Genomic DNA, 22,097 nt, shown 5'->3' on the forward strand with positions numbered 1-22,097 from the left:
GGTAACGGCAGATGGGCGAATGGGCAAGGATTCCGCTACCGGGGGCCCCACCACGCATCTCGGAAACCAGCAGATTCGTGGCCGGTCAAGCCGATACCGGCAGATGCCAGCAGAACCGCCGGCGGTACGACGAAACCAGCGCCCCTAGCCCCCGCGATGGCTCTGCCCCCGGCAGGGTCGGCTTTCTTCTCGTTAGTCTTCTTTGCCGACGCAAAGAAGAGTGACCGGCGTCCCCCGCAGGGGGATGTCGTACGGCTGTCGGGTCCAAACGCCAACGCCGTTCAAGAAACCACCACGCCCCCCCAGCCATGGATCACACGCCCCCCTTACCCCAATTCCATCTCCCTCAACCGCACCTTCAACACCTTCCCCGTCGGATTGCGCGGCAATGCCTTCACTACCCGCAACGCACGCGGCAGCTTGTAGCGCGCCAGCCTTGGCTCCGCAAAGGCCTGCAATTCCTCCAGCGTCAGGCCCGAGCCCGGCTTGAGCGCCACCACGGCTATCACGTGCTCGCCCCAGCGTTCGTCGGGCGAGCCGATCACGGCGACTTCGGCGATGGCCGGGTGTTCGTACAGCACGCTTTCGACTTCGGCCGGGTAGACGTTCTCGCCACCGGTGATGACCATGTCCTTGAGGCGGTCGCAGACGTAGTAGAAGCCTTCCTCGTCGGCATAGCCAACGTCGCCGGTGCGGAACCACCCGCCTTCGTAGAAAGCGCCGGCCGTGGCGTCCGGGCGGTTCCAGTAGCCTTTCATGATGTTGCCGCCGCGCGCGCAGATTTCGCCGCGCGCCTGGGGCTCGGTCAGTGGCTTGCCGTCGAAATCGCGGATGCAGACCTCGGTCATCATGGCCGGCGTGCCGCAGGAGCCGAGCTTGTCCTGCGCGCGTTCCGGGGCGAGGAAGGTGGTCGCGGCGGCGGTCTCGGTCAGGCCGTAGCCCTGGTTGACCGGGATGCCGCGCCCGGCGAACAGGCGCAGCAGCGGCTCGGGCATGGGTGCCCCGCCGACCGAAATGGTTCGCAGGCTGGACAGGTCCGCCCGCGTGAAATCCGGGTGCTGGCTGACAAACAGCAGCATGGCGGGCACCGCGAAGCTGACCGTCACGCGGTGCTCGGCCACCGCCTGCATCACCCCGGCCGCATCGAAGCTGCGTTGCAGCACGAGATGGCCGCCTGCCATCAGGATGGGCAGGCAAACGCAGCACATGCCGCCGACGTGGAACAGGGGCGCGAAGTTGAGCGCGACATCGGTGCTGGCGAGGTCGCTCAGCATCATCACGTTGAGGTTGTTGGCCCAGAAGTTGCCGTGCGTGAGCATGGCGCCCTTGGGGTGGCCGGTGGTGCCCGAGGTGTACATCACCGCGGCCACTTCATCCGGATGGGTGGGCACGGCCGGCAGCGCGGCGCCGGCTTGCGCCATCAGGGGCAGCAGGTCCTCCCAGCCCGGCGCGTCGGCGCGGCGCAGGTAGCGCTGGCATTCCAGCGTAGGGCGGACCTCATCGATCAACGCGGCATAGTCCTCGTCGGCGAACAGCGTATGCACGCCGGCATCGTTGAGGATAAAGGCCAGTTCCGGCCCGGTGAGCCGGAAATTGAGCGGCACGAAGATGGCGCCCAGCCAGCCGCAGGCAAACTGCGTCACCAGGAACAGCGGATCGTTCAGGCCAAGGTAGCCCACGCGCTGGCCGCGTCCGACGCCGCCTGCGGCCAGCACTGCGGCCATCTTTTCGGCGTCCGCCACCAGTTCGGCATAGGTCCACGTCTGCCCCGCGCAGGTCAGCGCGGGGCGTTGGGGGCTGCGCGCGGCGCGGCGGCACAGCCATTGCGCCATGCCTAGCGCGAGGAAGGCCGCATTGTCGCCGGCGCCGGCCGGCTGGGTGGACGATGTTGCCGACGATGCTTTGTTCATAGGCCGATCCCTTATTCAGTCGTTGCAGACTCTGCCAGCGCGCGCCGCGCTGGTTGTTTACTTGCCAGTCCAGACCGGCTTGCGCTTCTCGTTGAAGGCGGCCAGGCCTTCGCGCGCGTCTTCGGTCATCGCCAGCAGCGCGATCTGGCTTTCGGTATAAGCGATCCCTTCCGTAAAGCTCATCGACGCCATGGCCTGCATGGCGTACTTGCCGCGCCGGATCGCGGTGGGCGACTTGTCGGCCACGCGGGCGACCAGCCATTCGGTGCGTGCGTCCAGCTCGCCCGGTGCGGCCAGGTGGTTGACCAGGCCGGCGGTCTTGGCCTCGGCGGCGGAAAACGGCTCGCCGCTGATGCACCATTCGCGCACCAGCCGGGGCGGCGCCAGCGTCTGCAGCAGGCTCAGCACCTGCATCGGGAATACGCCCACCTTGACCTCCGGCAGGCCAAACAAGGCACTGTCGGCGGCCACGGCCATGTCGGTCATGCACAGCAGGCCCATGCCGCCGGCCATGCAGGTGCCATTGATGCGCGCAATGCTGGGCAGCGTGGCTTGCTGGGATTCACGCAGCATGTCGGCATAGTCCACATTGGGCTGCGAGAGGTCGAAGGCAAAACCCTTGCCCGGCTGCAGGTCGCCACCGGCGCAGAATGCCTTGTCGCCGGCGCCGGTCAGCACGATGGCGCGGATGGCGGGGTCGGCGTGCGCCGCGCGGTAGCCCGCACGGATGCCGGCCACGACTTCCTTGTTGATGGCGTTGCGCTTGTCTGGCCGGTTGATTGTGATCCAGAACGCGGCGCCGCGTTTTTCATGGAGGACGGCTGGGGTTTCCGATTCGCTCATGGTGCTCCGCCGGGTAGGCTTTGTCTGTGTTGGGAAAAGGCTCAATGGGCTCAGGCGGCGGCCTTTACCGGTTCCGCCGGCGGCGCCTCGAACTCAATCTCCACGATCACGCGCATGGCGGCGGCCTGGTCGCCGACCTGCACGTGCACGGCGCCAACCCGGCCGGCGGCCGGGGCCACGTGGATGTGCTCCATCTTCATGGCTTCCAGCGTCACCATGGGCTGGCCCGCCTCGACCTGGTCGCCGGTGGCCACCATCACGTTGACCACCCGGCCATTCATCGAGGCGCGCAGCTTGCCGTCGCCGGCTGCCTCGCCAGCCCTGGCGGCTGCGGCCCGCGTGTGGTCCTCGATGCGCAACGGCGTGCCTTGGTAGTGCAGCAGCAGCGTGCTGGCGTCGCGGTGGAAGGTGGCGCTCTCGACCAGGCCATCGCAGTTGAAACGTACCGAATGCTCGGTTAGCGCGATGGTCTCGAAGGTGAAGCGCGACTCACCCATGGCGACTTCGAAGCGATTGCCTCCGCCAAATGCCAGGCTGGCCTGATGCTCCGCGCCGTTGACGCGGAAGCGCAGCCCAATTGGCAGCGTGGGTGCCAGGCTCGCGGCTGGCGCGCCCGGCTGGCGCTCCGGCGAGGTTTCATACAGCAACAGCGCCGCCAGTGCCGCGGCGCGCTGGCGCAGCGCCGCATCGGGGCGCAATAACGCGTCCTGGTGCTGGCCGATAAAGGCAGTGGTGGCTTCTCCCGCGGCAAAGGCCGGATGGGCGAGGCAGCGGCCCAGGAACCCCTGGTTGGTGGTCACGCCGAGCGCCACCAGGTCTTCCAGGCCTCGCGACAGCTTGCGCCGCGCTTCGTCGCGGGTCCCGCCGTAGCTGATGAGCTTGGCGATCATCGAGTCGTAGTACGGTGGGATCGCGGCGCCGCTGGCCAGCGCATGCTCCACGCGCAAGGCGGACGGGGCCTGCCACAGCGCGATCTCGCCGCTTTGCGGCATAAAGCCTTGATCGGCGTCCTCGGCGCACAGCCGCACTTCGATGGCGTGGCCGGAAAAGCGTATGTCTTCCTGCGCAAGAGGCAGCGGCTCGCCTGCGGCGATCCGCAGTTGCAGCGCCACCAGGTCCAGGCCGGTGATGGCCTCGGTCACGGGGTGCTCCACCTGCAGCCGCGTGTTCATCTCCATGAAGTAGTAGTTGCCGTCGCGGTCGAGCAGGAATTCCAGCGTGCCGGCGCCTTCGTAGCCGATGGCCTTGACGGCCGCCACGGCGGTGGCGCCCATGCGGGCCCGCAGCTCGGGGCTGACCGCGGGGGACGGTGCCTCCTCGATCAGCTTCTGGTGGCGACGCTGCACCGAACAGTCGCGCTCGCCCAGATGGATGGCGTTGCCATACCGGTCCGCCAGGATCTGGATCTCGATATGGCGCGGTTCCACCACGGCCCGCTCCAGGATCACCTCCGGATCGCCGAAGGCGCCTTGCGCCTCCGAGCGCGCGCTGCGCAGCAGCTCGGCAAAGGCCCGCGCGTGCGGCACCAGCCGCATGCCCCGCCCGCCCCCGCCTGCCGTGGCCTTGATCATGACCGGAAAGCCGATGCGCGCAGCCTCGGCGCACAGGCGCGTTTCTTCCTGGTCTTCGCCCTGGTAGCCCGGGATGCACGGCACGTCCGCATCCATCATCAAGCGCTTGGCGCCGGCCTTGTTGCCCATGGCCAGGATGGACTCAGCCGACGGGCCGATAAATACCAGCCCCGCCTCGCGGCAGGCGCGGGCAAAGGCGGCATTCTCCGCCAGGAAGCCGTAGCCGGGATGTACCGCATCGGCGCCGCAACGCCGGGCCGCCGCGATGATGGCGTCGATGCGCAGATAGGACTGCGCCGGCTGTGCCTCGCCGATATAGACCGCCTGGTCGGCCTCCCGGACATGGCGCGCGCCGGCGTCGGCGCTGGAATATACCGCCACGGTGCGGTAGCCCAGCGCGGTGGCGCTGCGCATGACGCGCAAGGCGATTTCGCCCCGGTTGGCGATCAGGATCTTGTGGAATGGCGTGGGCTGCTTCATGGTGGCCTGGTCTGGTCTTTAATCTGCCGTAGCGCTTTGAACGCTTACTTCGCCTGGGGGAAGGTCCCCATGAACTTGCACAGGATCTGCATCATGACCTCGTCGGCGCCGCCGCCGATGGAGGTGAGCCGCCCGTCCCGGAAAATGCGCGAGATCGGGCTCTCCAGCACGTAACCCATGCCGCCCCAGAACTGGAGGCAGCGGTCAGCCACCTCGCGCGACAGCCGGCCGGCCTTGAGCTTGGCCATGGTGGCCAGGCGGGTGGCATCCTCGCCGCGCACCATCATCTCCACGGCGCGCCAGCACAGCGCGTGCAGGGCTTCCACTTCGGTCTGCAACTCGGCCAGCGTGTAGTGCACCCACTGGTTGTCCAGGATGGAGCGGCCAAACGCCTTGCGCTCGCGGGTGTATTCGATGGTGAGGTCGATCGCCTTGGCGCAGCGGCTGGCGGAGCTGAGCGCGCCCCACAGGCGCTCAACCTGGAATTGCTCCATCTGGTAGGTAAAGCCCATGCCCTCCTCGCCAATGCGATAGCGCTGCGGCACGCGCACGTCATCGAAGTACAGCTGCGCGGTGTCGGACGAGTCCATGCCGATCTTGCGGATCTTCTTGGCCACCGAGACGCCGCGCGTTTTCATCGGCACCACGATCAGCGTCTTGTTGCGGTGCGGGGCGCCATCCGAGGTGTTGGCCAGCACGCAGCAGAAGTCCGCCTGGGTGCCGTTGGTGGTCCACATCTTGCCGCCGTTGATGATGTAGTCGTCGCCGTCGCGCCGTGCGGTGGTCTTGACCGAGGCCACATCGGAGCCGCTGCCTACTTCCGAGACGCCCAGGCAGGCCACGTACTCGCCGCGGATCGCGGGCGCCAGGAATTCGCGGCGCAGCTCCGCGCTGCCATGGTGGGCCAGGGCCGGCGTGGCCATGTCGGTCTGCACGCCGATGGCCATCGGCACGCCGCCGCAGTTGATGTCGGACAGCGTTTCCGCCAGCACCGCGCTGTAGGAATAATCGAGGCCCATGCCGCCATCCTCTTCCGGCTTGGACAGGCCCAGCAGGCCCAGCTCGCCCATCTTGCGGAAGACTTCATGCGCCGGGAAGATCTCGGCCTCTTCCCAGGCGTCCACATGCGGGTTGATCTGCTCGGTGATAAAGCGCTTGATGGTGGCGCGCAGCGCCTCGTGTTCGGGTGTCAGTAGCATGTCGCTGGTCTCCGTTCGTTCTTTTGCACTCTTTTGCACTTCTGTTCTGGTTGAGTCCGTGGCCGTCAGGGCCGCGCTACGCCAAATTGCATGGCCTGCGGCGTCCTGGCATCGCCCTCGCGGCAGACCGCCAGCACATTGGCCAGCACCGCGCGCGTATTGCGCGGGTCGATCACGCCGTCGTCCAGCACGTGGGCGCTGGTGACAAACACGCTCATCTGGCGGTCGAAGCGCTCGACGATGCCTTTTTGCAGTGCTTCCAACTGGTCGGTATCGGCCTCCCCGCCTTTGCGCTTCATGGCGGCCTCCGTCACGATGGCCATGGTGCGCGCCGCCTGCTCGCCGCCCATCACCGCGGTCTTGGCATTGGGCCAGGAGAAGCAGAAGCGCGGATGGAAGCCGCGCCCGCACATGCCGTAGTTGCCCGCGCCGAACGACGCGCCGCAATAGATCGTGATCTGCGGCACGGTGGCGTTGCTCACCGCCTGGATCATCTTGGAGCCGTGCTTGATGATGCCGGCCTCCTCATGGCTGCGGCCCACCATGAAGCCGGTGGTGTTGTTCAGGTAGAGGATGGGCGTGCGCGACTGGCAGCAGGCCTGGATGAAGTGGGTGGCCTTGGTGGCGCCGGCAGGGTCGATCGGGCCGTTGTTGGTGATGATGCCCAGCGGCCAGCCTTCGATCTTGATATGGCCGCACACGGTGGCGCCGCCGTAGTTCTCGCCGAACTCCAGGAAGTCCGAGTCGTCGGCAATGCGCGCGATCACGTCCTTCATGTCGACCGGCCGCTTATGGTCCATCGGCATCACGCCGAGCAGTTCCTCGGCATCAAAGCGCGGCGGCTTGAAGCTGCGCGGCGCGGCGACGCGCTGGTCGCGGTGCCAGTCGATCTTGCCCAGGATCTCGCGGGCGATGCGCAGCGCGTCGCGATCGTCCTCGGCCAGGTAGTCGCCCAGGCCGGAGACCGAGGTATGCATCACCGCCCCGCCCAGTTCCTCCTCGGTGGCCACTTCGCCGGTGGCCGCCATCAACAGCGGCGGGCCGGCCAGGAAGGCGCGCGAGCGGCCGCGCACCATGATGATGTAGTCCGACAAGCCGGTCTGGTAAGCCCCGCCGGCGGTGGACGAGCCATGCGTCACCGTCACCACCGGCAGCCCGGCGGCCGACAGGCGCGCGAGGTTGCGGAACAGGTTGCCGCCCCGCACGAAATCCTCGACCTTGTAGGTCATCAGGTTGGCGCCAGCGCTCTCCACCAGTTGCACATAGGGCAGCTTGTTCTCGAGCGCGATTTCCTGCACCCGCAGTTGCTTGTCCAGCCCCTTGGGCTGCAAGGCGCCAGCGTTGATGCCCGAGTCCGAGGCGCTGATCATGCAGCGCAGGCCAGACACAAAGCCGATGCCCGCGATCAGGCCGCCGCCGGGCACGCTTTTGTCCAGGTCGGGGTTGTCCAGTCCCAGCCCCGCCAGCGACGAGAGTTCGATAAAGGGCGCGCCCGGATCCAGCAGCAGAGCCAGCCGGTCGCGCGGCAGCAACTGCCCGCGCTTCTCGAAGCGCTCGCGCGAGGCGGCGGACGTACTGGCGGCGCGCTGCTCGAAGGCGCGGATGCGCTCCAGCAGGGCCAGCATGCCGGCGCGGTTGGCCTGGAATGCTTCACTGCCGGCGGAGAGTCTGGATTCGATATTTGCCATGGGGGTTCACTGTTCGAAGGCGGTGCGCCGGTGTGAAGCCATGGTAGGGGTGGGAGCCGACAGGGTCTTGCGAGAACTGGCTGTGCTGCTTTGAGCCTTTGCGCGGCAGGTGCCGGAACTACGTCACCCCACCCGCAAGCGCGCCCTGAACTTCGGCAGCAATGCACTGGGCGCATAGGAAAGCTTGGTCTGCCGGAAGTTGTCCAGCCCCATGTCCTGCTCGAAATTCAGCCACGCCACCGGGCGTGGGAACGCCGTGCAGAAGTGATGGAACATGTACTGGTAGATGCCCTTGTAGTCGGCCAGGCCCTTGGCGAAGCGCATGGCGAAAACCGTCGGGCGGATCTCCTGCGCCAGCACAAAGCCCACTGGCTGGCCTGCCACCTCGTACAGGAAGCCTTCCAGGCCGAGCCGTTCGGCGTATTGGAGGGCCTCGCCGCAGGGCGTGTCGTCTGCCTCGCCATGCGCCTTGTGCTTGGCTTGCATCCAGCCTTCGTGCACGGCCAAGGCTTGGTCGGCTAGCCCCGGATGGTATGGGCGCGCAGTGACTGCGTGCGTGGCCAGCAGCTGCTTCATCAGGTTGCGCTTCTTGGCCAGCGTCGTGCCGCGATAGGCCGTGAAATTCGCCGCGGGATAGAGGTAGTCGGCGTCGGCGCGCGCTTCGGTCCAGGCGAAGATGGCGGGGTCGAGCCGTGCAACCTGTGCCGTGGAAAGCGGGAAAAAGCATGCGTGCTCGCGCAGCAGCACCTGCAGTACTTCAAGCGGCGCGGTTTCCAGCGCGAACAGCGGCAGCACGTGGCGCGCGCCGTCATAGGTCACGCCACTGATGTGGGGATAGTCGCCGCCGACATAACGGTAGGCATGGGCCTGCCGGAACAGGTACAGGTTGGCGAAGGCGTGCTCGGAGAGGCAGGCTTCGCCGGGATCGGCGCTGAGCCTGCGCAACGCTGCGTCGATCCCTGCGGCCAGCCCCGGGACCAGCGGCAAGCCAGCCGCGATGCGCATGGGCGCTGCGGTGCCGCTCACCCTGGCGAAGCCGTGCGCAATACGCGCGTGCCGGCGGCCGGCCCGGTGGCGGGCGGCCCGGCGAAGCACTGGGCTTGCGCCAGCCATTGCTGGGCCGGGCCGGCGCTGTATTGCAGGCCGGTATCGTCCAGGTGGCGGCGCTGCGTGACCAACAGGCAGAAATCTTCCGCGCTGCCGCGCACGTAGTTGTCCGGCTGTGGTTCGTTCCAGGTCCACTCGCTGCCGTCTGGCGCGCTCAGCGCGACATGGGGCGCCGGCCCCGGCACCGGCTCGCCGCGGTTGACGAAGGTCCAGCCGTAGGTGGTCGCGCCGATATGGGCGATGTGCTTGAGGCGGGCGGTGGGCGCGCGGGCCCGGCCTACCGTATCCCACACGTCCTGGCCATGGGCCCAGGTCTCCATCAGCCGCGCGGTGGCAAAGCTGCGGGCGCTCATGGGCGGCCCGTACCAGGGCAGGCGGGCCTTGGGGTCGAGCGCGGCCAGCGTTTGCACCAGCCGCTCGTACAGCGGCTGCCAGTACGCCAGCAAGGCGGGGCCATCAAGGTGGCCGTAGGTTTCACGCGCCACCGCGCTGATATGCCCGCCCCCCGCCATCAGCGTGTTGAGCGCTTGCGCGCCGCGCAGGAAGGCTTCCGGGTCGGTGGCAGCCTGCAGCGCGGTCTGGTCGAAGTAGCACAGGTGGGCGATCTCGTCCCAGGCACTCCAGTCATGGAAGGCGCTGGGCTCGCGCCATTGCGCGGGGGTGAGCGTGGCGCAAAGCGCGGCCAGCTCGCGGTATTCGGCCAGCAGGTCCTGGCAGGTTTCTTTCATGGGAGGCATCCGGCTGCCGTTGGCGGCAGGCTTGGCGAGGGTCGATGGCTTCGATTCTGGCGCGCGGCGCGCCGTTGGTCTTGTGCAAAGTGGTCGCCGCCCGGCCAGCTACGCGGGGCGATAGGCGGTCATTGGGGGCAGGCCATGCAGCGCAAGCTTGCGCGAGCCGGCAAAGATGTCACGTGGCTTGAGCCCGTATACGCGGCGAATGGAGTGGCTGAAATGCGTGGAATCCGGATAGCCGGTATCCAGTGCGACCTCGGCCAGGTTGGCCTCCTGGGTGACGTAGTGCAGCAGGCTGCGGGCGCGCTTCCAGGTGCGGAAGGTGCGGAACGGCGTGCCAACCTCCTCCTTGAACAGGTGCAGGAAGCGGGAAAACGACAAGTTGGCGTCGCGCGCATGGTCGCTGGCGGCGCTACGCCCGCCTGGATCGGCCTTGATCTGGCGCACCGCCGCATCGATGCGTGGATCTAGCGAGCGCGGCACCAGCGGCTCGCCCAGCAACAGTGTGTCGAGCAGCCCGGCGTCCAGCTCGGGGCGCCGCATGCCGCGCAACTGGGCAATCAGGTCGCGCGCATGCTGCGCCACCCGCGGCGCCGCCAGCGCGCCGCCCGGACCGCGCAGCAGCATGGGCAAGCCGGACATGTCGACTGTTTCGGGCTCGATCAGGAAGCCGCACAGGCTGCGGCTATCGGAAGCGATGCGGTGCGGCACGTAGGGGGGCACGAAGGCGATCTCGGCGGTTTGCCACTCGCCATCCGCCACGCTCAGGCGAAACGGCGCGTCCAGCGCCACATAAAGCAGGATTGCGCCGATGGAGCGCACCGAGGGCGCGCCCAGCAGGCCCACGTAGAGCACGCGGTCGCGGTCGATCCACATGAAGCTTCCGCTCGGGCGCCCGCACGGCTGGCCCGTGGCATCCGGTGTGCATGGCAAAACTGGCAGCATCTGGGTCTCACTGTTCGCGGCGCCGCGAATGGCTCATGTGGCCAACGGCTGGCGCCTGGTTCGGCAAGAAGAGGCGCGGGCAGCCGCCCTGCGGCTTTGCGCGCCTGCGTCATCATGCCAGCGAAGGCGGCCGAACAGCCGCCGGATGGGGGTTTATCCCGATGCCCGCATGGCGCCCGGGGCATCAGGCGCTTGCTCAAGCGCCCAGTGCCCGCGCCAGCGCCGGCGGCACCCGCACCGGCATGGCCAGCAGGACCTGTCCCATCCCCTTGCCCAGCGGATCGTTGCGCAGCGAAGCCATGCCGCCGCCGCCCAGCGCCTGCTCGCACAGGAAGTTGAAGGCGCCGATGCCGGGCAGGGCGTAGCGCGTCACCCTGCCCTTCACGTTGTGCGCAAGGAACGCGGCCACCGCGGCCTCGGTAAGCTGCGCTTCGATCAGCGGCAGGTAGGCGGCGTCGCGCGCGATGATGCCGATGTTGGAGAAATCGCCCTTGTCGCCACTACGGCCGTATGCCAGCCGGATCAGGGGTACGTCGACCCAGTCCGCGCCGGGCTTCATGGCGGTCGATGGCGTCGATGCGCCGGCTGGCTCAGCAGCCGGCACATCGGTCCCGGAGACGAAAGTCGCCGGCAGCGGCACCGGTTGCTCGTCGAGCCAGACGGCGGGCTGGACCAGCGTTTTCGCCACCAGGAAGGGAAACTGCTTGATGGCCATGCTGACCGAGGGCCGGCCTCCGACGCCGGTGGTGCCGGGTGACCAGGACGTGCCCGCCGGCGCGATCTCGCGTGCGAACAGTTCCAGCGCGCGCTTGTCCGGATGCGTCACCGCCAGCCACATCACCGCCTCGAACAAGGACGGTTGCGGCACATGCGGGCCAAAGGCGGCTGCGGTGCCGAGCACGTCCAGCCGGGTTTCGGTGAAATCCGGCAGCCCGGCCCGGGCCAGCATGGCGCGGGTGCGCTCCAGGAAGGCCTCGCCGCTGCGGCGTGCCTTGCGCACGGCATCGAAGCCCACGATGGTCAGTTGCGCCGAGCAGCGATAGCCGTCGGCATAGGTGGCCGACACCTTGTAGCTGGGCGTGGGCGCGCGGCCCCTGGCACCCTGCACTTCCACCAGGTCCGGTCCGGCCTGGCGCAGCGTCACGCCGGTGAAATCGCAGATCACGTCGGGCAGCAGGTAGGCGGCGGGATCGCCGATCTCGTACAGCATCTGCTCGCCGACCGTGGCTGGGCTGACCAGCCCGCCGGTGCCGGGCGGCTTGCCGACCAGGAAGGTGCCATCCGCCCGGCAGGTCACCACCGGATAGCCGATATTGGCCCAGTCCGGCACCTGCTCCCAGTCGGTGTGCAGGCCGCCGGTGGCCTGGCAGCCGCACTCGATGATGTGTCCCGCCAGGCTGCCCGCGGCCAGCAGGTCGTAGTCGGCGGGGCGCCAGCCGAACTCGTGCATCAGCACGCCGAGCGTCACCGCGCTGTCCACGCAGCGCCCGGTGATCACGATATCCGCGCCGGCATCCAGCGCGGCCCGGATCGGCACGGCGCCCAGATAGGCATTGGCCGTCAGGATGCGGGCCGGCATCGCGACGCCGCTTTGCATATCGCGCGTGCCGGCCTCGCGCAGCGCGTCGAGCTGTGGCAGAAGGTCGTCGCCATCGACCACCGCCACCCGCACCGTCACGCCCAGTTCCTCGGCCAGCTTGCGCACCGCCGCCGCGCAGGCCCGCGGATTCACGCCGCCGGCATTGCTCACGATGCGGATGCCCTTGGCCATGGCGGGCTTGAGCACCGCGCGCAGGGCGCCGGTGACAAAATCCAGCGCAAAACCGGCTTCCGGGTTCTTCAGGCGCGCCGCCGCCAGCAGCGACATGGTGAGCTCGGCCAGGTAGTCGAACACCAGGTAGTCGATGTCGCCCTTGTCCACCAGCTGGACCGGGCCGATCGCGCTGTCGCCCCAGAAACCGGAGGCACCGCCTATCCGCACGTGTTCCTTGCCCTGCCGACTTTGCTTGTTCATGGACGCGCTTCCCCTTTTGTCTCTGTCATCGATTGCCGTTGTCATCGGCGAGTCATGGCTCGCCGGGCCTCGCTGGCAAGATAGCGAGCCGCCGGCTCGGTGTCTTGCGTCAATTGGCTTCGGCACCGCGTGCGCTCCGGCGGATCCCACATATGCAAAGTGCAAATCGTTATTTCCAAAAAAGAGACGCCGGCTTTATATTCGACCGCTTTCGTCGGCGTGCCTTGCCTGCCGGCGCCCCCACCCCCGCTGTTGGAGCATTGCCTTGAGTCACGTCCTTACGCTGGGCGACACCCTTGCCTGGCCCGCGCGCTACCTGCCGCGCAAGACTGCGCTGGTCGCCGGCATGGGGCCGAGCCGCCGCAGCTGGACCTATGCCGAGCTGGATGCGCAGGTGAACCGCCACGCCCACGCGCTGCTGTCCATCGGCGTGGGCCATGGCGATGTGGTCGCGGCTTTCCTCTACAACACGCCGGCGTTTGTCTTCAGCATGCTGGCGGCGGCCCGGGTGGGCGCGATCTTCAACCCGATCAACTACCGGCTGGCCGCCCAGGAGGTGGCCTTCATCCTCGAAGACGGCAAGGCCAGCGCCCTGCTGTTCGAGCAGGAAGGCTGTGCCGTGGTGGAGAAAGCCCGCGAGCTCGCCCCTGGCACGGCGCGCTGGATCTACGCCGACCCCGAGCCGGCGCCGGCTTTTGCTACGCATCACCTCGCCACGCTCGCCGCGGGCCAGCCGCATGACGCGCCCGGCATCGTCGTGGACGAGAACGATCCTTGCATCCTGATGTACACCAGCGGCACCACCGGCCGCCCCAAGGGCGTGCTGCACACGCACCGCAGCAAGCTCGCGCACAACGCGATGATGCATCAGGTCATGACGCTGTCGCGCGAGGACGTCGGCTTGTCGGTTGCGCCGCTGAACCACACGGCCGAGCTGCACACCAGCTTCCTGCCGCGCCTGCACCTGGGCGCCACGCAGGTGCTGCAGCGGCATTTCGATGCCGGGGAGGCCTGGCAACTGGTCGAGGCCGAAAAAGTCACGCACTTCTTCGCCGCGCCGACCATGGTCGGCATGATGCTCAACCACCCGGACGCCCACACGCGCGATGCGTCATCGCTGCGGCTGGTGGAGTACGGCGGCGCATCGATGGCGCCGCACCTGATCCGCGAGTGGGACCGCGTGGTTGGCGCGGGGCTGGTGCAGGTGTACGGCACTACCGAGATGGGGCCCTGCATGTCCGTGCTGTATCCGCACGAGCAGCTCAGCCACGCCGGCTCGGCCGGCCTGCCCTCGCTCAATCACGACCTGGTGGTAGCGGTGCTGCGCGAGGATGGCGCCCCGACCGATCCGGCGCAGCCCTGCACGCCCGGCGAAGTCGGAGAGATCCTGGTGCGCGGCCCGTGCATGATGGCCGGCTACCTGAACCGCCCGGACGCCAACGCGCGCGCCCTGGCCCACGGCTGGTACCACACCGGCGACCTCGGCAGCCTGGATGCCGACGGCTACCTGTGGGTGCGCGATCGCATCGACTACATGATCAACTCGGGCGCCGAGAACGTGTATCCGCGGGAAGTCGAGGATGCGCTGATCGAGCACGCTGCCGTGCTGGAAGTGGCGGTGATCGGAGAGGCGGATGCTACCTGGGGGCAGCTGGTCTGCGCCTATGTGGTGGTCAAGCCGGGGGCGCAAGCTACCGCGGAACTGCTCGATGGCTTCCTGGTGCATGGCGACCGGCTGGCTGCCTACAAGCGGCCGCGCCGGTATGACTTCGTGGATGCGCTGCCGAAGACTACGAGCGGGAAGATCCAGAAGCATCTGCTGCGGGTGAAGTAAATGTGGCGGGCCACATGCCTGCCACGCCCCGGCGTGCCCGGCATTCGAAACGGCAATAGATTAGTCAATAAGAATCAATAGCTTAAGACCATATATTTACCGCATGATCTTAGAAATTCCGTTGCGGAATGACTGTAGATAATTTCTTTGAAATCAGCAGGTTATGCGGGAATCAAAAAGCTAGATCTAACATTAAGAACAGGCCGCCCTACACCTTGAAGCGCGGAGGCCGCGCGGGCCGGATCGGCCGCGCTTTGCGCACCGGCGGGCGCACTGCCCGCGCGACATCCGGATCCGGCTCGCCCCGGTTTTCCAATAGCTGCCGGTACTCGGCCAGCAAGCCCTCCTGCTGCCTGACCCGCTCATCCAGCACGGCTGCGGCATTCCCTGCCTTTGCCAGTTCTTCGGCCTGCCGCCCCGCGGCTTCGGCTGCATCCGCCAGCTTTTTCTGGGCGGCCTTGCGCTCGTTGTCCATCTGACGCTGGCTTTCCCCCAGCGCCAAGCGCGCCGCGTCCAGTTCCAGCGCCATGCGCCGCTCGTTGGCGCCAGAGCGATCCGCCATGGTTTCGCGCTCCTTGTCCCAGGCGGCGCGTTGGCTAGCGGTATCGCGCAGCAGCGCATCTTTCTCTTCCTGCGCGCGTCGCAGCGCGGCGCGTACGGCTTCGTTTTCCGCCTGCTGCGCCACCAGTTGCTCCTCGGCGCGGGCGGCGCGTTCGCCGGCTTCATCCCGGGCGCGTGCCAGTTCGGCCAGCGCGTTGTCGGCGGCTTCCAGCTTCGCCATCAGGATGGCGCGCTCCTGCGCCAGCGCGGCTTGCTCTGCCGCCAGGGTTGCCCTCGCCTGCTCCAGTTCCGCTTCCTGCGTGGCGTAGCTGGCAGAAACGATGGCCCGGGCCTCGGCTTGCGCCACATCCCACAAGTACCGCGCGGCCTGGTTCACCGGCTCGGGCAGGTTCGCTGGCGCCGCAAACGCCTGCGGATCCTGCAAACGGGCGCCCAGGCCGGCAAACCAGGCATCCAGGTGCGGGCTGACGGTATTTGGCGAGCCGCGCCCCAGATGCAGCCGGATCCGTTCGATGGTTGGGCGCTGGCCGGCCAGCAGCAAGGCATCGGCGGCTTGCCAGACGTCTTGCTGGGTGATGGAACGGGAGCGCGTGGCGGGCAGATTGGCGTTTTGCATGGTCCGGGCAAGTTTTTGGGCGGCTTTGGCCATCGCCACCCGGATAAGGCACGATAAGGAATGGTTATCGTGCCTTATCGTTTATTGGTGTATAATTTGATACAGCATACATCATATTTATTATGATTTCTCGCAAACTGCCTTACCTGCCCGGTGGAACGGCCGAAAACCCGCCAAACCGCCACGATTCATCCAGCCTGACACCTGTTCATGCCGATTTCCCCGCGCCGCTCCGCCCGTCCGAACTCGATCCGCTTGGCCGCCAGGCCGCCGAAGCGCTGTACCGCGAAGGCGAATCCGCCAACACGGTGGCCAGCTATCGTTCCGCCTTACGGTATTGGGCAGGCTGGTTCGCCCTGCGTTACGGCCAGCCGATCGCCCTTCCCTTGCTGCCGGCGGTCATCATCCAGTTCGTCGTAGACCACGCCACGCGAACCACGCCCCACGGCCCGGCGAGCGAATTGCCGCCGGCGATCGACGCCGCACTGGTCGCTAGCGGACGCAAGGCGCGCACTGGCCCACCGGCGTTAGCCACGCTGATGCACCGGCTGGCCGTCATTGCCAAAGCGCATCGGCTGGAGAGCCTGGACAACCCCTGTGCAGACCCGGCCGTGCGTGAACTGGTGGCCCGCACGCGCCGGGCCTATGCCAAGCGCGGCGAGCGTCCGGCGCGCAAGGCGGCGCTGACGCGTGAGCCGCTATCCCGCCTGCTGGAAACCTGTGACGATTCGCTGATCGGCCTGCGCGACCGTGCGCTGCTGCTGTTCGCCTGGTCCAGCGGCGGCCGGCGGCGCTCCGAGGTGGCGGGCGCCACCCTGGCTAATCTGACGCGCCTCGCGCCGGGCGAATTCGTCTATCAACTGGGCTGGTCCAAGACCAACCAGGCCGGCGCAGACCTGCCGGACAACGCCAAGCCGGTCATCGGCGCTGCAGGCGCGGCGCTCGAGGCCTGGCTGAAGGCGACAGGGCTTGAGGAGGGCGCGATCTTCCGGCGCGTCCGCCGTGGCGGGCATGTGGGCGAAGCGCTGTCCGACGCCGCCGTGCGCAAGATCGTCAGGCAGCGTTGCGACGCGGCCGGGCTGGAGGGGGATTTCTCTGCGCACTCGTTGCGCTCGGGCTTTGTGACCGAGGCGGCGACGCGCCAGGTGCCGATGGCCGAAGCCATGGCCATGACGGGCCACACCAGCGTGGCTACGCTGGTGCGGTATTTCCGGGCGGCGGACGCCCGGCGCTCGGTGGCGGCTGACCTGATCGGCGTGTTGGACGAACACAAAAGCCGGGACGAATGCCAGGACGAATAACAGGACGAACAATTCCAGAACGGATCCCAAGCCGATCCGCAATGAGGCGCCGCCAAGCTGATTTGCTCCCTGGATGACCGGGACGCCATGGCCGATGCGCGGCGCGAGGCGGAGGAGCGCGAATATCAGGCGCGCTTGCCGGAGCCGGAGGACTACCGCTGGCGCTACCGCAATCTGCGCGACCAGCAGGCGCGGCTGCTGTGCTGAGGACACGGGCATCGTCGAATGCCTGTCTGAATCCCGGAAGTCATTACAATCCGCGCCTGGCGTGCCGATATACATGCGGTGCGCGTGCAATCGCAGCCCGAGAGCCCGATGTCGCACACTATCTCTTGCCAGTAGCCGAACGCCTATGACACCGCCCTCGATCCCGGCCAACGAACAGCTTCGGCTGGATACGCTGCGCTCGCTGAATATCCTCGATACCTCGGCGGAAGAACGCTTCGACCGCCTGACCCGGCTGGCGCGGCGCCTGTTTGGCGTACCCATTGCGCTGGTCAGCCTGGTTGACGCCAACCGCCAGTGGTTCAAGTCCTGCATTGGCTTGTCCGCGACGGAATCCCAGCGGGAGATCTCGTTCTGCGGGCATGCGATCCTCGATGACGGCATCCTGATGGTGCCTGACGCGCTGCTCGACGAGCGCTTTCACGATAATCCGCTGGTGACGCACGATCCAGGCATCCGCTTCTATGCGGGCTGCCCGCTATCGGTGGCCAACGGCAGCAAGCTGGGCACGCTGTGCCTGATCGACGTGCAGCCCCGGGAGTTCGGCGAGGAGGACCGCGCCTTGCTGCGAGACCTGGCTCGCATGGCCGAGCAGGAACTGACCGCGCTGCAACTGGCCACGATGGACGAGCTCACGCTGCTGTCCAACCGCCGTGGCTTCTCGGCGCTGGCGCAACACGCGCTCAATGTGTGCAAGCGCCTGGACAAGCCTGCGACGCTGCTGTTCTTCGACCTGGATGGTTTCAAGAGCATCAACGACCGCTTCGGCCACGCCGAGGGCGACCGCGCGTTGTCTGTCTTTGCCGGCCAACTGCGCCAGTCGCTGCGAGACTCCGATGTGATCGGCCGGCTGGGTGGGGATGAGTTCGTGGCGCTGCTGACCAGTACCGATGCCGCGCAGTGCAACGCCACCCTGGCACGCCTGGAGACGGCCATCGATGCGATCAATGCGCACGCGGCGCGAGGCTATGACATCGCGTTCAGCGTCGGCACCGTCGAGTTCGATGCGCAGCGCCACGACGACACCGACGCGCTGCTGGCCGAAGCCGACAACGCCATGTATGCCAACAAGGCATCCCGCAAGGCAAGCCAGCGCTAACCCTAGGTTGCTGCCAAGCTACGCGAGCGCCGCCACGCCCGCCCTCCTGCCTATACTGACAAGCGGGCCGCAACCGGCCCCACTGGGCCGACAAGAAAAGGAGAATGTCTATGCCTCACGAACAGTTCCTGGCCAAGCAGGAGGATCGCCGCAGCGGGCTGCGCGCCTTGCGGGCCGCGCTCTTGAAGGTGCATAAGGAAGTGATCGCGCTGAACCGCACGGAGTACGAACGCTTGCATGGCCCGATCCCGGCCGGGCTGTTCGTGCAGGTTGTGACCGAGGAGACCTATTTCCGCTGGCTGGACCCGCTCTCGCGGCTGATCATCGAGATCGACGAAGAGCTGGACGCGCCCGAGCATCACGATGAAACCTGCAAGGCGGTGGCCGCGGCCACCGAGAAACTGTTTGGGCCCGACAGCGATCCAGCGTTTCGCGACCGCTACCAGCAAGCACTGCAGGACGAGTCCGGCGTGATCGTGGCGCACGGGCAACTGATGAAAGTCGTCGCGCAGTTGCGGCAACTGGTCTAGCGAGGCGGCTCGGCGCTCCGGCTACTTCGCAGGGCGGGTGACGCGTCCGTGGTCCACCGAAATCGGGTCGCTCGCCGGAAAGGTTTCCCTCAGGGCTTCATCGAGCTCGTCTTCCACGTGATCGTCCTTGCTGCCTGGCGATGGCTTGGCCTTGGGTGGTGCGGGAGCCTTGTGGGGCGTCTTGTGGGGCGTCGGCGCTGCAGGCTTGCTCGCATTGGTCATGGCCATATCCCCGGACGGGTGAGTGTGACTTGATCTTAGAAGGCTTTTGGGCGGCATGCCAATCCTGCGCTTATGCGCAAGCCCCGGCAGTGCCGGACTCCGGCGTGTCGGCAAGCGTGCGCAGGTAGCCGGCGAAGCCGTCCCGCACCCGGGCGTGCCGGCGTGCGCTGGTCACCACGCGCGGCGCCGCGCTCCACGCAATGCTGGCGCCGCAGGCTTGCAGCGCACGCACCAGCGCCACGTCCTCGCTGCTTGGCAGCGAGCGAAATCCGCCGCAACGCACATAGGCATCCGCCGCTACCCCCAGGTTGGCGCCGTGGATGTGCTGGTGGCCATCCCTTTCGCGGTAACGCTCCTGGTAGCGCTGCCGCACCCGTTCCGGATTGTCCTGCCAGTCTTCCACGCGCACGCAGCCGCAGACGGCGTCGGCGCCGAGTTGCACCTGGGTGCTGAGCCAGTCGGGCGAGACGATGGTGTCAGCATCGGTAAACGCCAGCCAGCGCATGCCCAGCGCCAGCGCATGGGCCGCGCCAGCGGCGCGCGCCATGCCGACATTGCGCGCGGCAATGCACAGCGTCAGCACGCCGTGCTCGGTGGCAATATCGGCCGAGCGGTCATGGCACGTATCCAGCACCACGATGGCCAGCACGGCTTCGCCGCGCAGCCCCGGGCAGACGGCCGCGCGCGCCACGGCCTGCAGGCAGGCCGCCAGGCAGCCCTCCTCGTCATGCACCGGAACGATCACGCCAATCACGCGATGCCCTCCCGGCTTGCCACTGAACGACCCTCGTGCATCCAGGCCTGCATCAGGAAATCCGCCTCCGTATGGGTGGCGATGCATTCCAGGCCGGCATGTTTCGCCAACAGTTCGTGGGCGCGCTCAGGCGAAACCAGGCGCTCGGTGAACGGGTGCCGCCAGTGACAGGCCAACAGCAGGCCGCCGGGTGCCAGCGTGCGTCGTACGCGGCGCGCAATCTTGGCGACGGTGGCCTCGGGCAGGTAGTAAGCAAACTCGCTGATGACGATCAGTTCGAAGCTACCCTTGGGCCATTCCTCGGGCACGCGCATCTGCATCACGCGCACGTTCATGATCCCCGCGAGCCGGGTCCGCGCGGTTTCCACTGCGCGGGGATGCATGTCTGCGGCCAGCATGCTGTCGCAGCGGCGGACCAGCACCGCGCTGAGCTCGCCGTTGCCGCAGCCGGGCTCAAACGCGGAGCGGTAACGCGGCCGGTCGAGCATGGCCAGCATGAGTCCGCGCCTGCGGGCTTCGTACCAGCTGGTGCGGTAGGACCATGGGTCGTCGCCGCAGGCGTAAAGGGCATCGAAGTGCGAGGCGAGGCCCGAGGCAGCAGTGGCGTCGGGTGCCGGTGCCAGCGCATCGTCGTGCTTGTCTGCCGGTAGCGTAGGGAAAGTCATGGCGCTACCCCTAGGCAGGATGGATCCAGCCCGGGCATCACGGATAGCCATGGCGCCCAGCCGGCGTCGCTGCCTTGCCCGGGCGCAGCCAGGCCGGTGCCGAGCGCAGCCAGGTCACGCTCGGCGTGGCTCTGCCGCAGGAAGACCGGCAGGTCGCAGAAACGCGCGGCCAGCGCGGCGTCTCGGCACAAGGGCCCGGCGCCAAGGGCGCGGCCGGCGCGCGCCATGATATCGGTGGCAGCCTTTTCCGCAGCAAGCCGCGCGCGCTGGACCACAGTTACGGCGTCGGCCGCGGGGTTCGCGTCAATCCAGGCCGCGGTCTCGCGCAGCATCGCCCAGCCCCCGCGCAGGGCAATATCCGCCGCACCAAAATGCGCGGCGGCATGCGCCTCGGCGCGCCGCGCCACCAGCGCACGCAGGGCGAGCACGAAGGGAACCGCCGCGCCGAGCCAGCAAGCGGCGATGCCCGCGCCGCCGTGCCAGAAGCCGGGGCGGCGCAGGTAGGCGCCGGATGCCCCGAGTTGCCGCGCCGGCGTGCCGTCAAGCACAAGGTCGGCAGTGCGCGCGGCTGTCATGGCCGGGGAGCGCCACGCGCCCTCGTCGGCCGCGATGCCGGGCGCATCGAGCGCGAGCACGGCCAGGCACGGCTGCTCGCGCGCATCCCAGCAAGTCAGCAAGGCATGGGTGACCAGCGGCGCGCCCGAGCACCATGCCTTGCGTCCTGAGAGCACAGCGCCACCGTTGGCGCCGCCGTCCGCGTGCAGCACCACGCGCGCATCCGGCGGCTCCGCGGCCCAGACCGCCCAGCGCGTCCCGGGCGGCGGCTTGGGCCGTCCAAGCTCCGCCAGGATGGCAAGCGCATCGGCGTGGGCTTCGAACAGCTTGATCAGGCAGACGTCTTGCGCCGCCACTTGCGCAAGCGCCATCCACCTTTGCCAGGTGTTGCCGGCGCCGGGCAACGGCATGTCGCCCGCCTGCTCTGTCAGGCGAAAGAACTGGCGGGCTACATCGCCATCGGGGTCACGCGAGGCGCTGGCTGTCATGACGAGCCTGCCGTGCCGGATGCGAGCTGGCCTCAGGCTGCGCGATAGCGGTTGCGCAGGTCGCGGATCAGGTCGTGGTTGCGCAGCACGCCCTGGTACTGGCGCTCTACCAGCGCACGGATATCGAAGCTCAGCTCGGTTTCCTGCAGTGCGTCGGCGTACTTCTTCTTGGCCACGTCCTCGCCCTTCTCGGTTTCTTCCAGAATGGCGAGATCGTTGCGGTCGGCCACCGCCGTGCGCAGGCTGACCCAGCCGCGATGCAGCGCGCCGGCCACGCTGCCGTGTTCCTCGGGCTTGCCGCCGAGCGCCGCCACCTGTGCCTGCAATTCCCTCACGCTGGCGGCGATTTCCGTGGCGCGGCTGGTGAAGAGCGACTTGAGCTCAGGATTCTGGGCATCTTCCGCTGCCTTGAGAAAGCCTTGCTCGCCGTCGCGCGAAACTTCGATCAGGTCGTTCAGTACGGAGATATTCTTGTCAGCCATGTCAGCTCCTTGCAGAGTGTTGAAAGAGAGTGTTCAACGGTTCGGGGATTCAGAACCTCAAAATGAATGGCGCCGTGAAGACGACAGTCGATGAAGCGGGCCTTGGTGCGGGCGCGGTGATGCGCCCTGCCTTGCCACCCCTCCACCTTACGAAAGCGCGGCCCCGCCGGCTGTAGGGAGGAAGCGCGACGGTTTGTCGGTGCCGGCCTACAGCAGCCCAGTGACGTGGGCGCAACCGCACACAAATGCCGGCACAAATTACATCTCCATGAAAATT

The 22,097-nt window shown here is 67.6% G+C and carries 19 protein-coding genes; 4 read left to right on the forward strand and 15 right to left on the reverse strand.

Annotated features, from left to right (window positions below):
- Nucleotides 1-326 precede the first annotated feature (326 nt).
- The 9 genes from ACYP5B_RS13780 to ACYP5B_RS13820 all read right to left on the reverse strand — a co-directional run bounded on the left by ACYP5B_RS13780 (nucleotide 327) and on the right by ACYP5B_RS13820 (nucleotide 12,488).
- A complete protein-coding gene (locus ACYP5B_RS13780) occupies nucleotides 327-1,910 on the reverse strand; it encodes an acyl-CoA synthetase (protein WP_459570045.1) in 1,584 nt (527 codons plus the stop codon).
- A gap of 57 nt (nucleotides 1,911-1,967) precedes the next feature.
- Nucleotides 1,968-2,753: an enoyl-CoA hydratase/isomerase family protein gene (locus tag ACYP5B_RS13785; protein ID WP_459570047.1), complete on the reverse strand. Its 786-nt coding sequence runs from the start codon at nucleotides 2,751-2,753 to the stop codon at nucleotides 1,968-1,970.
- Nucleotides 2,754-2,803: 50 nt separating this feature from the next.
- A complete protein-coding gene (locus tag ACYP5B_RS13790; protein ID WP_459570048.1) occupies nucleotides 2,804-4,804 on the reverse strand; it encodes an acetyl-CoA carboxylase biotin carboxylase subunit in 2,001 nt (666 codons plus the stop codon).
- A 44-nt stretch (nucleotides 4,805-4,848) separates the two neighbouring features.
- A complete protein-coding gene (locus ACYP5B_RS13795) occupies nucleotides 4,849-6,003 on the reverse strand; it encodes an acyl-CoA dehydrogenase family protein (RefSeq protein ID WP_459570050.1) in 1,155 nt (384 codons plus the stop codon).
- A 65-nt stretch (nucleotides 6,004-6,068) separates the two neighbouring features.
- On the reverse strand, nucleotides 6,069-7,691 hold the full coding sequence (locus tag ACYP5B_RS13800) for an acyl-CoA carboxylase subunit beta (RefSeq protein WP_459570052.1): 1,623 nt from the start codon (nucleotides 7,689-7,691) through the stop codon (nucleotides 6,069-6,071).
- 123 nt (nucleotides 7,692-7,814) lie between these two features.
- Complete coding sequence (locus tag ACYP5B_RS13805; RefSeq protein ID WP_459570054.1) at nucleotides 7,815-8,696, reverse strand: phosphatidylglycerol lysyltransferase domain-containing protein; 882 nt, start codon at nucleotides 8,694-8,696, stop codon at nucleotides 7,815-7,817.
- A 17-nt stretch (nucleotides 8,697-8,713) separates the two neighbouring features.
- The gene (locus ACYP5B_RS13810; RefSeq protein ID WP_400095944.1) at nucleotides 8,714-9,526 is read right to left on the reverse strand and encodes a TIGR03084 family metal-binding protein; all 813 of its coding nucleotides are present in this window, start codon (nucleotides 9,524-9,526) and stop codon (nucleotides 8,714-8,716) included.
- A gap of 108 nt (nucleotides 9,527-9,634) precedes the next feature.
- Nucleotides 9,635-10,405 (reverse strand): AraC family transcriptional regulator, encoded by a 771-nt coding sequence (locus ACYP5B_RS13815; RefSeq protein ID WP_459570055.1) that lies wholly within the window; start codon nucleotides 10,403-10,405, stop codon nucleotides 9,635-9,637.
- Nucleotides 10,406-10,670: 265 nt separating this feature from the next.
- Nucleotides 10,671-12,488 carry an acyclic terpene utilization AtuA family protein gene (locus tag ACYP5B_RS13820; protein WP_459570057.1) on the reverse strand — a complete coding sequence of 606 codons (1,818 nt, stop codon included), beginning with the start codon at nucleotides 12,486-12,488 and terminating at the stop codon, nucleotides 10,671-10,673.
- 265 nt (nucleotides 12,489-12,753) lie between these two features.
- Between ACYP5B_RS13820 and ACYP5B_RS13825 the strand changes: the two genes are divergently transcribed.
- Complete coding sequence (locus tag ACYP5B_RS13825; RefSeq protein ID WP_459570058.1) at nucleotides 12,754-14,322, forward strand: fatty acid--CoA ligase; 1,569 nt, start codon at nucleotides 12,754-12,756, stop codon at nucleotides 14,320-14,322.
- A gap of 208 nt (nucleotides 14,323-14,530) precedes the next feature.
- Here ACYP5B_RS13825 and ACYP5B_RS13830 read toward each other — a convergent pair whose 3' ends face one another.
- The gene (locus ACYP5B_RS13830; protein WP_459570060.1) at nucleotides 14,531-15,499 is read right to left on the reverse strand and encodes a DNA-binding protein; all 969 of its coding nucleotides are present in this window, start codon (nucleotides 15,497-15,499) and stop codon (nucleotides 14,531-14,533) included.
- 122 nt (nucleotides 15,500-15,621) lie between these two features.
- Between ACYP5B_RS13830 and ACYP5B_RS13835 the strand changes: the two genes are divergently transcribed.
- From ACYP5B_RS13835 to ACYP5B_RS13845, 3 genes are all read left to right on the forward strand, one after another.
- Nucleotides 15,622-16,800 carry a site-specific integrase gene (locus ACYP5B_RS13835; RefSeq protein ID WP_459570062.1) on the forward strand — a complete coding sequence of 393 codons (1,179 nt, stop codon included), beginning with the start codon at nucleotides 15,622-15,624 and terminating at the stop codon, nucleotides 16,798-16,800.
- 352 nt (nucleotides 16,801-17,152) lie between these two features.
- Entirely contained in the window at nucleotides 17,153-18,124 is a 972-nt protein-coding gene (locus tag ACYP5B_RS13840; RefSeq protein WP_459570064.1) for a GGDEF domain-containing protein, read from the forward strand.
- A 104-nt stretch (nucleotides 18,125-18,228) separates the two neighbouring features.
- Nucleotides 18,229-18,654, forward strand: coding sequence for a hypothetical protein (locus ACYP5B_RS13845; protein WP_318233454.1), 426 nt, complete (start codon nucleotides 18,229-18,231; stop codon nucleotides 18,652-18,654).
- Nucleotides 18,655-18,675: 21 nt separating this feature from the next.
- Here ACYP5B_RS13845 and ACYP5B_RS13850 read toward each other — a convergent pair whose 3' ends face one another.
- The 5 genes from ACYP5B_RS13850 to ACYP5B_RS13870 all read right to left on the reverse strand — a co-directional run bounded on the left by ACYP5B_RS13850 (nucleotide 18,676) and on the right by ACYP5B_RS13870 (nucleotide 21,820).
- Nucleotides 18,676-18,876, reverse strand: a complete 201-nt coding sequence (locus ACYP5B_RS13850; protein WP_459570066.1) for a hypothetical protein — start codon at nucleotides 18,874-18,876, stop codon at nucleotides 18,676-18,678.
- 70 nt (nucleotides 18,877-18,946) lie between these two features.
- Complete coding sequence (locus ACYP5B_RS13855) at nucleotides 18,947-19,630, reverse strand: glycosyltransferase family 2 protein (protein WP_459570068.1); 684 nt, start codon at nucleotides 19,628-19,630, stop codon at nucleotides 18,947-18,949.
- On the reverse strand, nucleotides 19,627-20,295 hold the full coding sequence (locus tag ACYP5B_RS13860; protein ID WP_400095954.1) for a class I SAM-dependent methyltransferase: 669 nt from the start codon (nucleotides 20,293-20,295) through the stop codon (nucleotides 19,627-19,629). Before ACYP5B_RS13860 ends, ACYP5B_RS13855 begins: the two co-directional genes overlap by 4 nt.
- Nucleotides 20,292-21,338 (reverse strand): acyl-CoA dehydrogenase, encoded by a 1,047-nt coding sequence (locus tag ACYP5B_RS13865; RefSeq protein ID WP_459570070.1) that lies wholly within the window; start codon nucleotides 21,336-21,338, stop codon nucleotides 20,292-20,294. The genes ACYP5B_RS13860 and ACYP5B_RS13865 overlap by 4 nt, the downstream gene beginning before the upstream one ends.
- 32 nt (nucleotides 21,339-21,370) lie before the next feature.
- Nucleotides 21,371-21,820, reverse strand: coding sequence for a PA2169 family four-helix-bundle protein (locus ACYP5B_RS13870; RefSeq protein WP_318233450.1), 450 nt, complete (start codon nucleotides 21,818-21,820; stop codon nucleotides 21,371-21,373).
- Between the last annotated feature and the right edge of the window lie 277 nt (nucleotides 21,821-22,097).

Source organism: Cupriavidus sp. 8B, from assembly GCF_054589115.1.

Bases quoted from the DNA above. Each gene is read 5' to 3' on its own strand.
- ACYP5B_RS13780 (WP_459570045.1), bottom strand. From the start codon at position 1,910: ATGAACAAAGCATCGTCGGCAACATCGTCCACCCAGCCGGCCGGCGCC.
- ACYP5B_RS13785 (WP_459570047.1), bottom strand. From the start codon at position 2,753: ATGAGCGAATCGGAAACCCCAGCCGTCCTCCATGAAAAACGCGGCGCC.
- ACYP5B_RS13790 (WP_459570048.1), bottom strand. From the start codon at position 4,804: ATGAAGCAGCCCACGCCATTCCACAAGATCCTGATCGCCAACCGGGGC.
- ACYP5B_RS13795 (WP_459570050.1), bottom strand. From the start codon at position 6,003: ATGCTACTGACACCCGAACACGAGGCGCTGCGCGCCACCATCAAGCGC.
- ACYP5B_RS13800 (WP_459570052.1), bottom strand. From the start codon at position 7,691: ATGGCAAATATCGAATCCAGACTCTCCGCCGGCAGTGAAGCATTCCAG.
- ACYP5B_RS13805 (WP_459570054.1), bottom strand. From the start codon at position 8,696: ATGCGCATCGCGGCTGGCTTGCCGCTGGTCCCGGGGCTGGCCGCAGGG.
- ACYP5B_RS13810 (WP_400095944.1), bottom strand. From the start codon at position 9,526: ATGAAAGAAACCTGCCAGGACCTGCTGGCCGAATACCGCGAGCTGGCC.
- ACYP5B_RS13815 (WP_459570055.1), bottom strand. From the start codon at position 10,405: ATGTGGATCGACCGCGACCGCGTGCTCTACGTGGGCCTGCTGGGCGCG.
- ACYP5B_RS13820 (WP_459570057.1), bottom strand. From the start codon at position 12,488: ATGAACAAGCAAAGTCGGCAGGGCAAGGAACACGTGCGGATAGGCGGT.
- ACYP5B_RS13830 (WP_459570060.1), bottom strand. From the start codon at position 15,499: ATGCAAAACGCCAATCTGCCCGCCACGCGCTCCCGTTCCATCACCCAG.
- ACYP5B_RS13835 (WP_459570062.1), top strand. From the start codon at position 15,622: ATGATTTCTCGCAAACTGCCTTACCTGCCCGGTGGAACGGCCGAAAAC.
- ACYP5B_RS13840 (WP_459570064.1), top strand. From the start codon at position 17,153: ATGACACCGCCCTCGATCCCGGCCAACGAACAGCTTCGGCTGGATACG.
- ACYP5B_RS13845 (WP_318233454.1), top strand. From the start codon at position 18,229: ATGTCTATGCCTCACGAACAGTTCCTGGCCAAGCAGGAGGATCGCCGC.
- ACYP5B_RS13850 (WP_459570066.1), bottom strand. From the start codon at position 18,876: ATGACCAATGCGAGCAAGCCTGCAGCGCCGACGCCCCACAAGACGCCC.
- ACYP5B_RS13860 (WP_400095954.1), bottom strand. From the start codon at position 20,295: ATGACTTTCCCTACGCTACCGGCAGACAAGCACGACGATGCGCTGGCA.
- ACYP5B_RS13865 (WP_459570070.1), bottom strand. From the start codon at position 21,338: ATGACAGCCAGCGCCTCGCGTGACCCCGATGGCGATGTAGCCCGCCAG.
- ACYP5B_RS13870 (WP_318233450.1), bottom strand. From the start codon at position 21,820: ATGGCTGACAAGAATATCTCCGTACTGAACGACCTGATCGAAGTTTCG.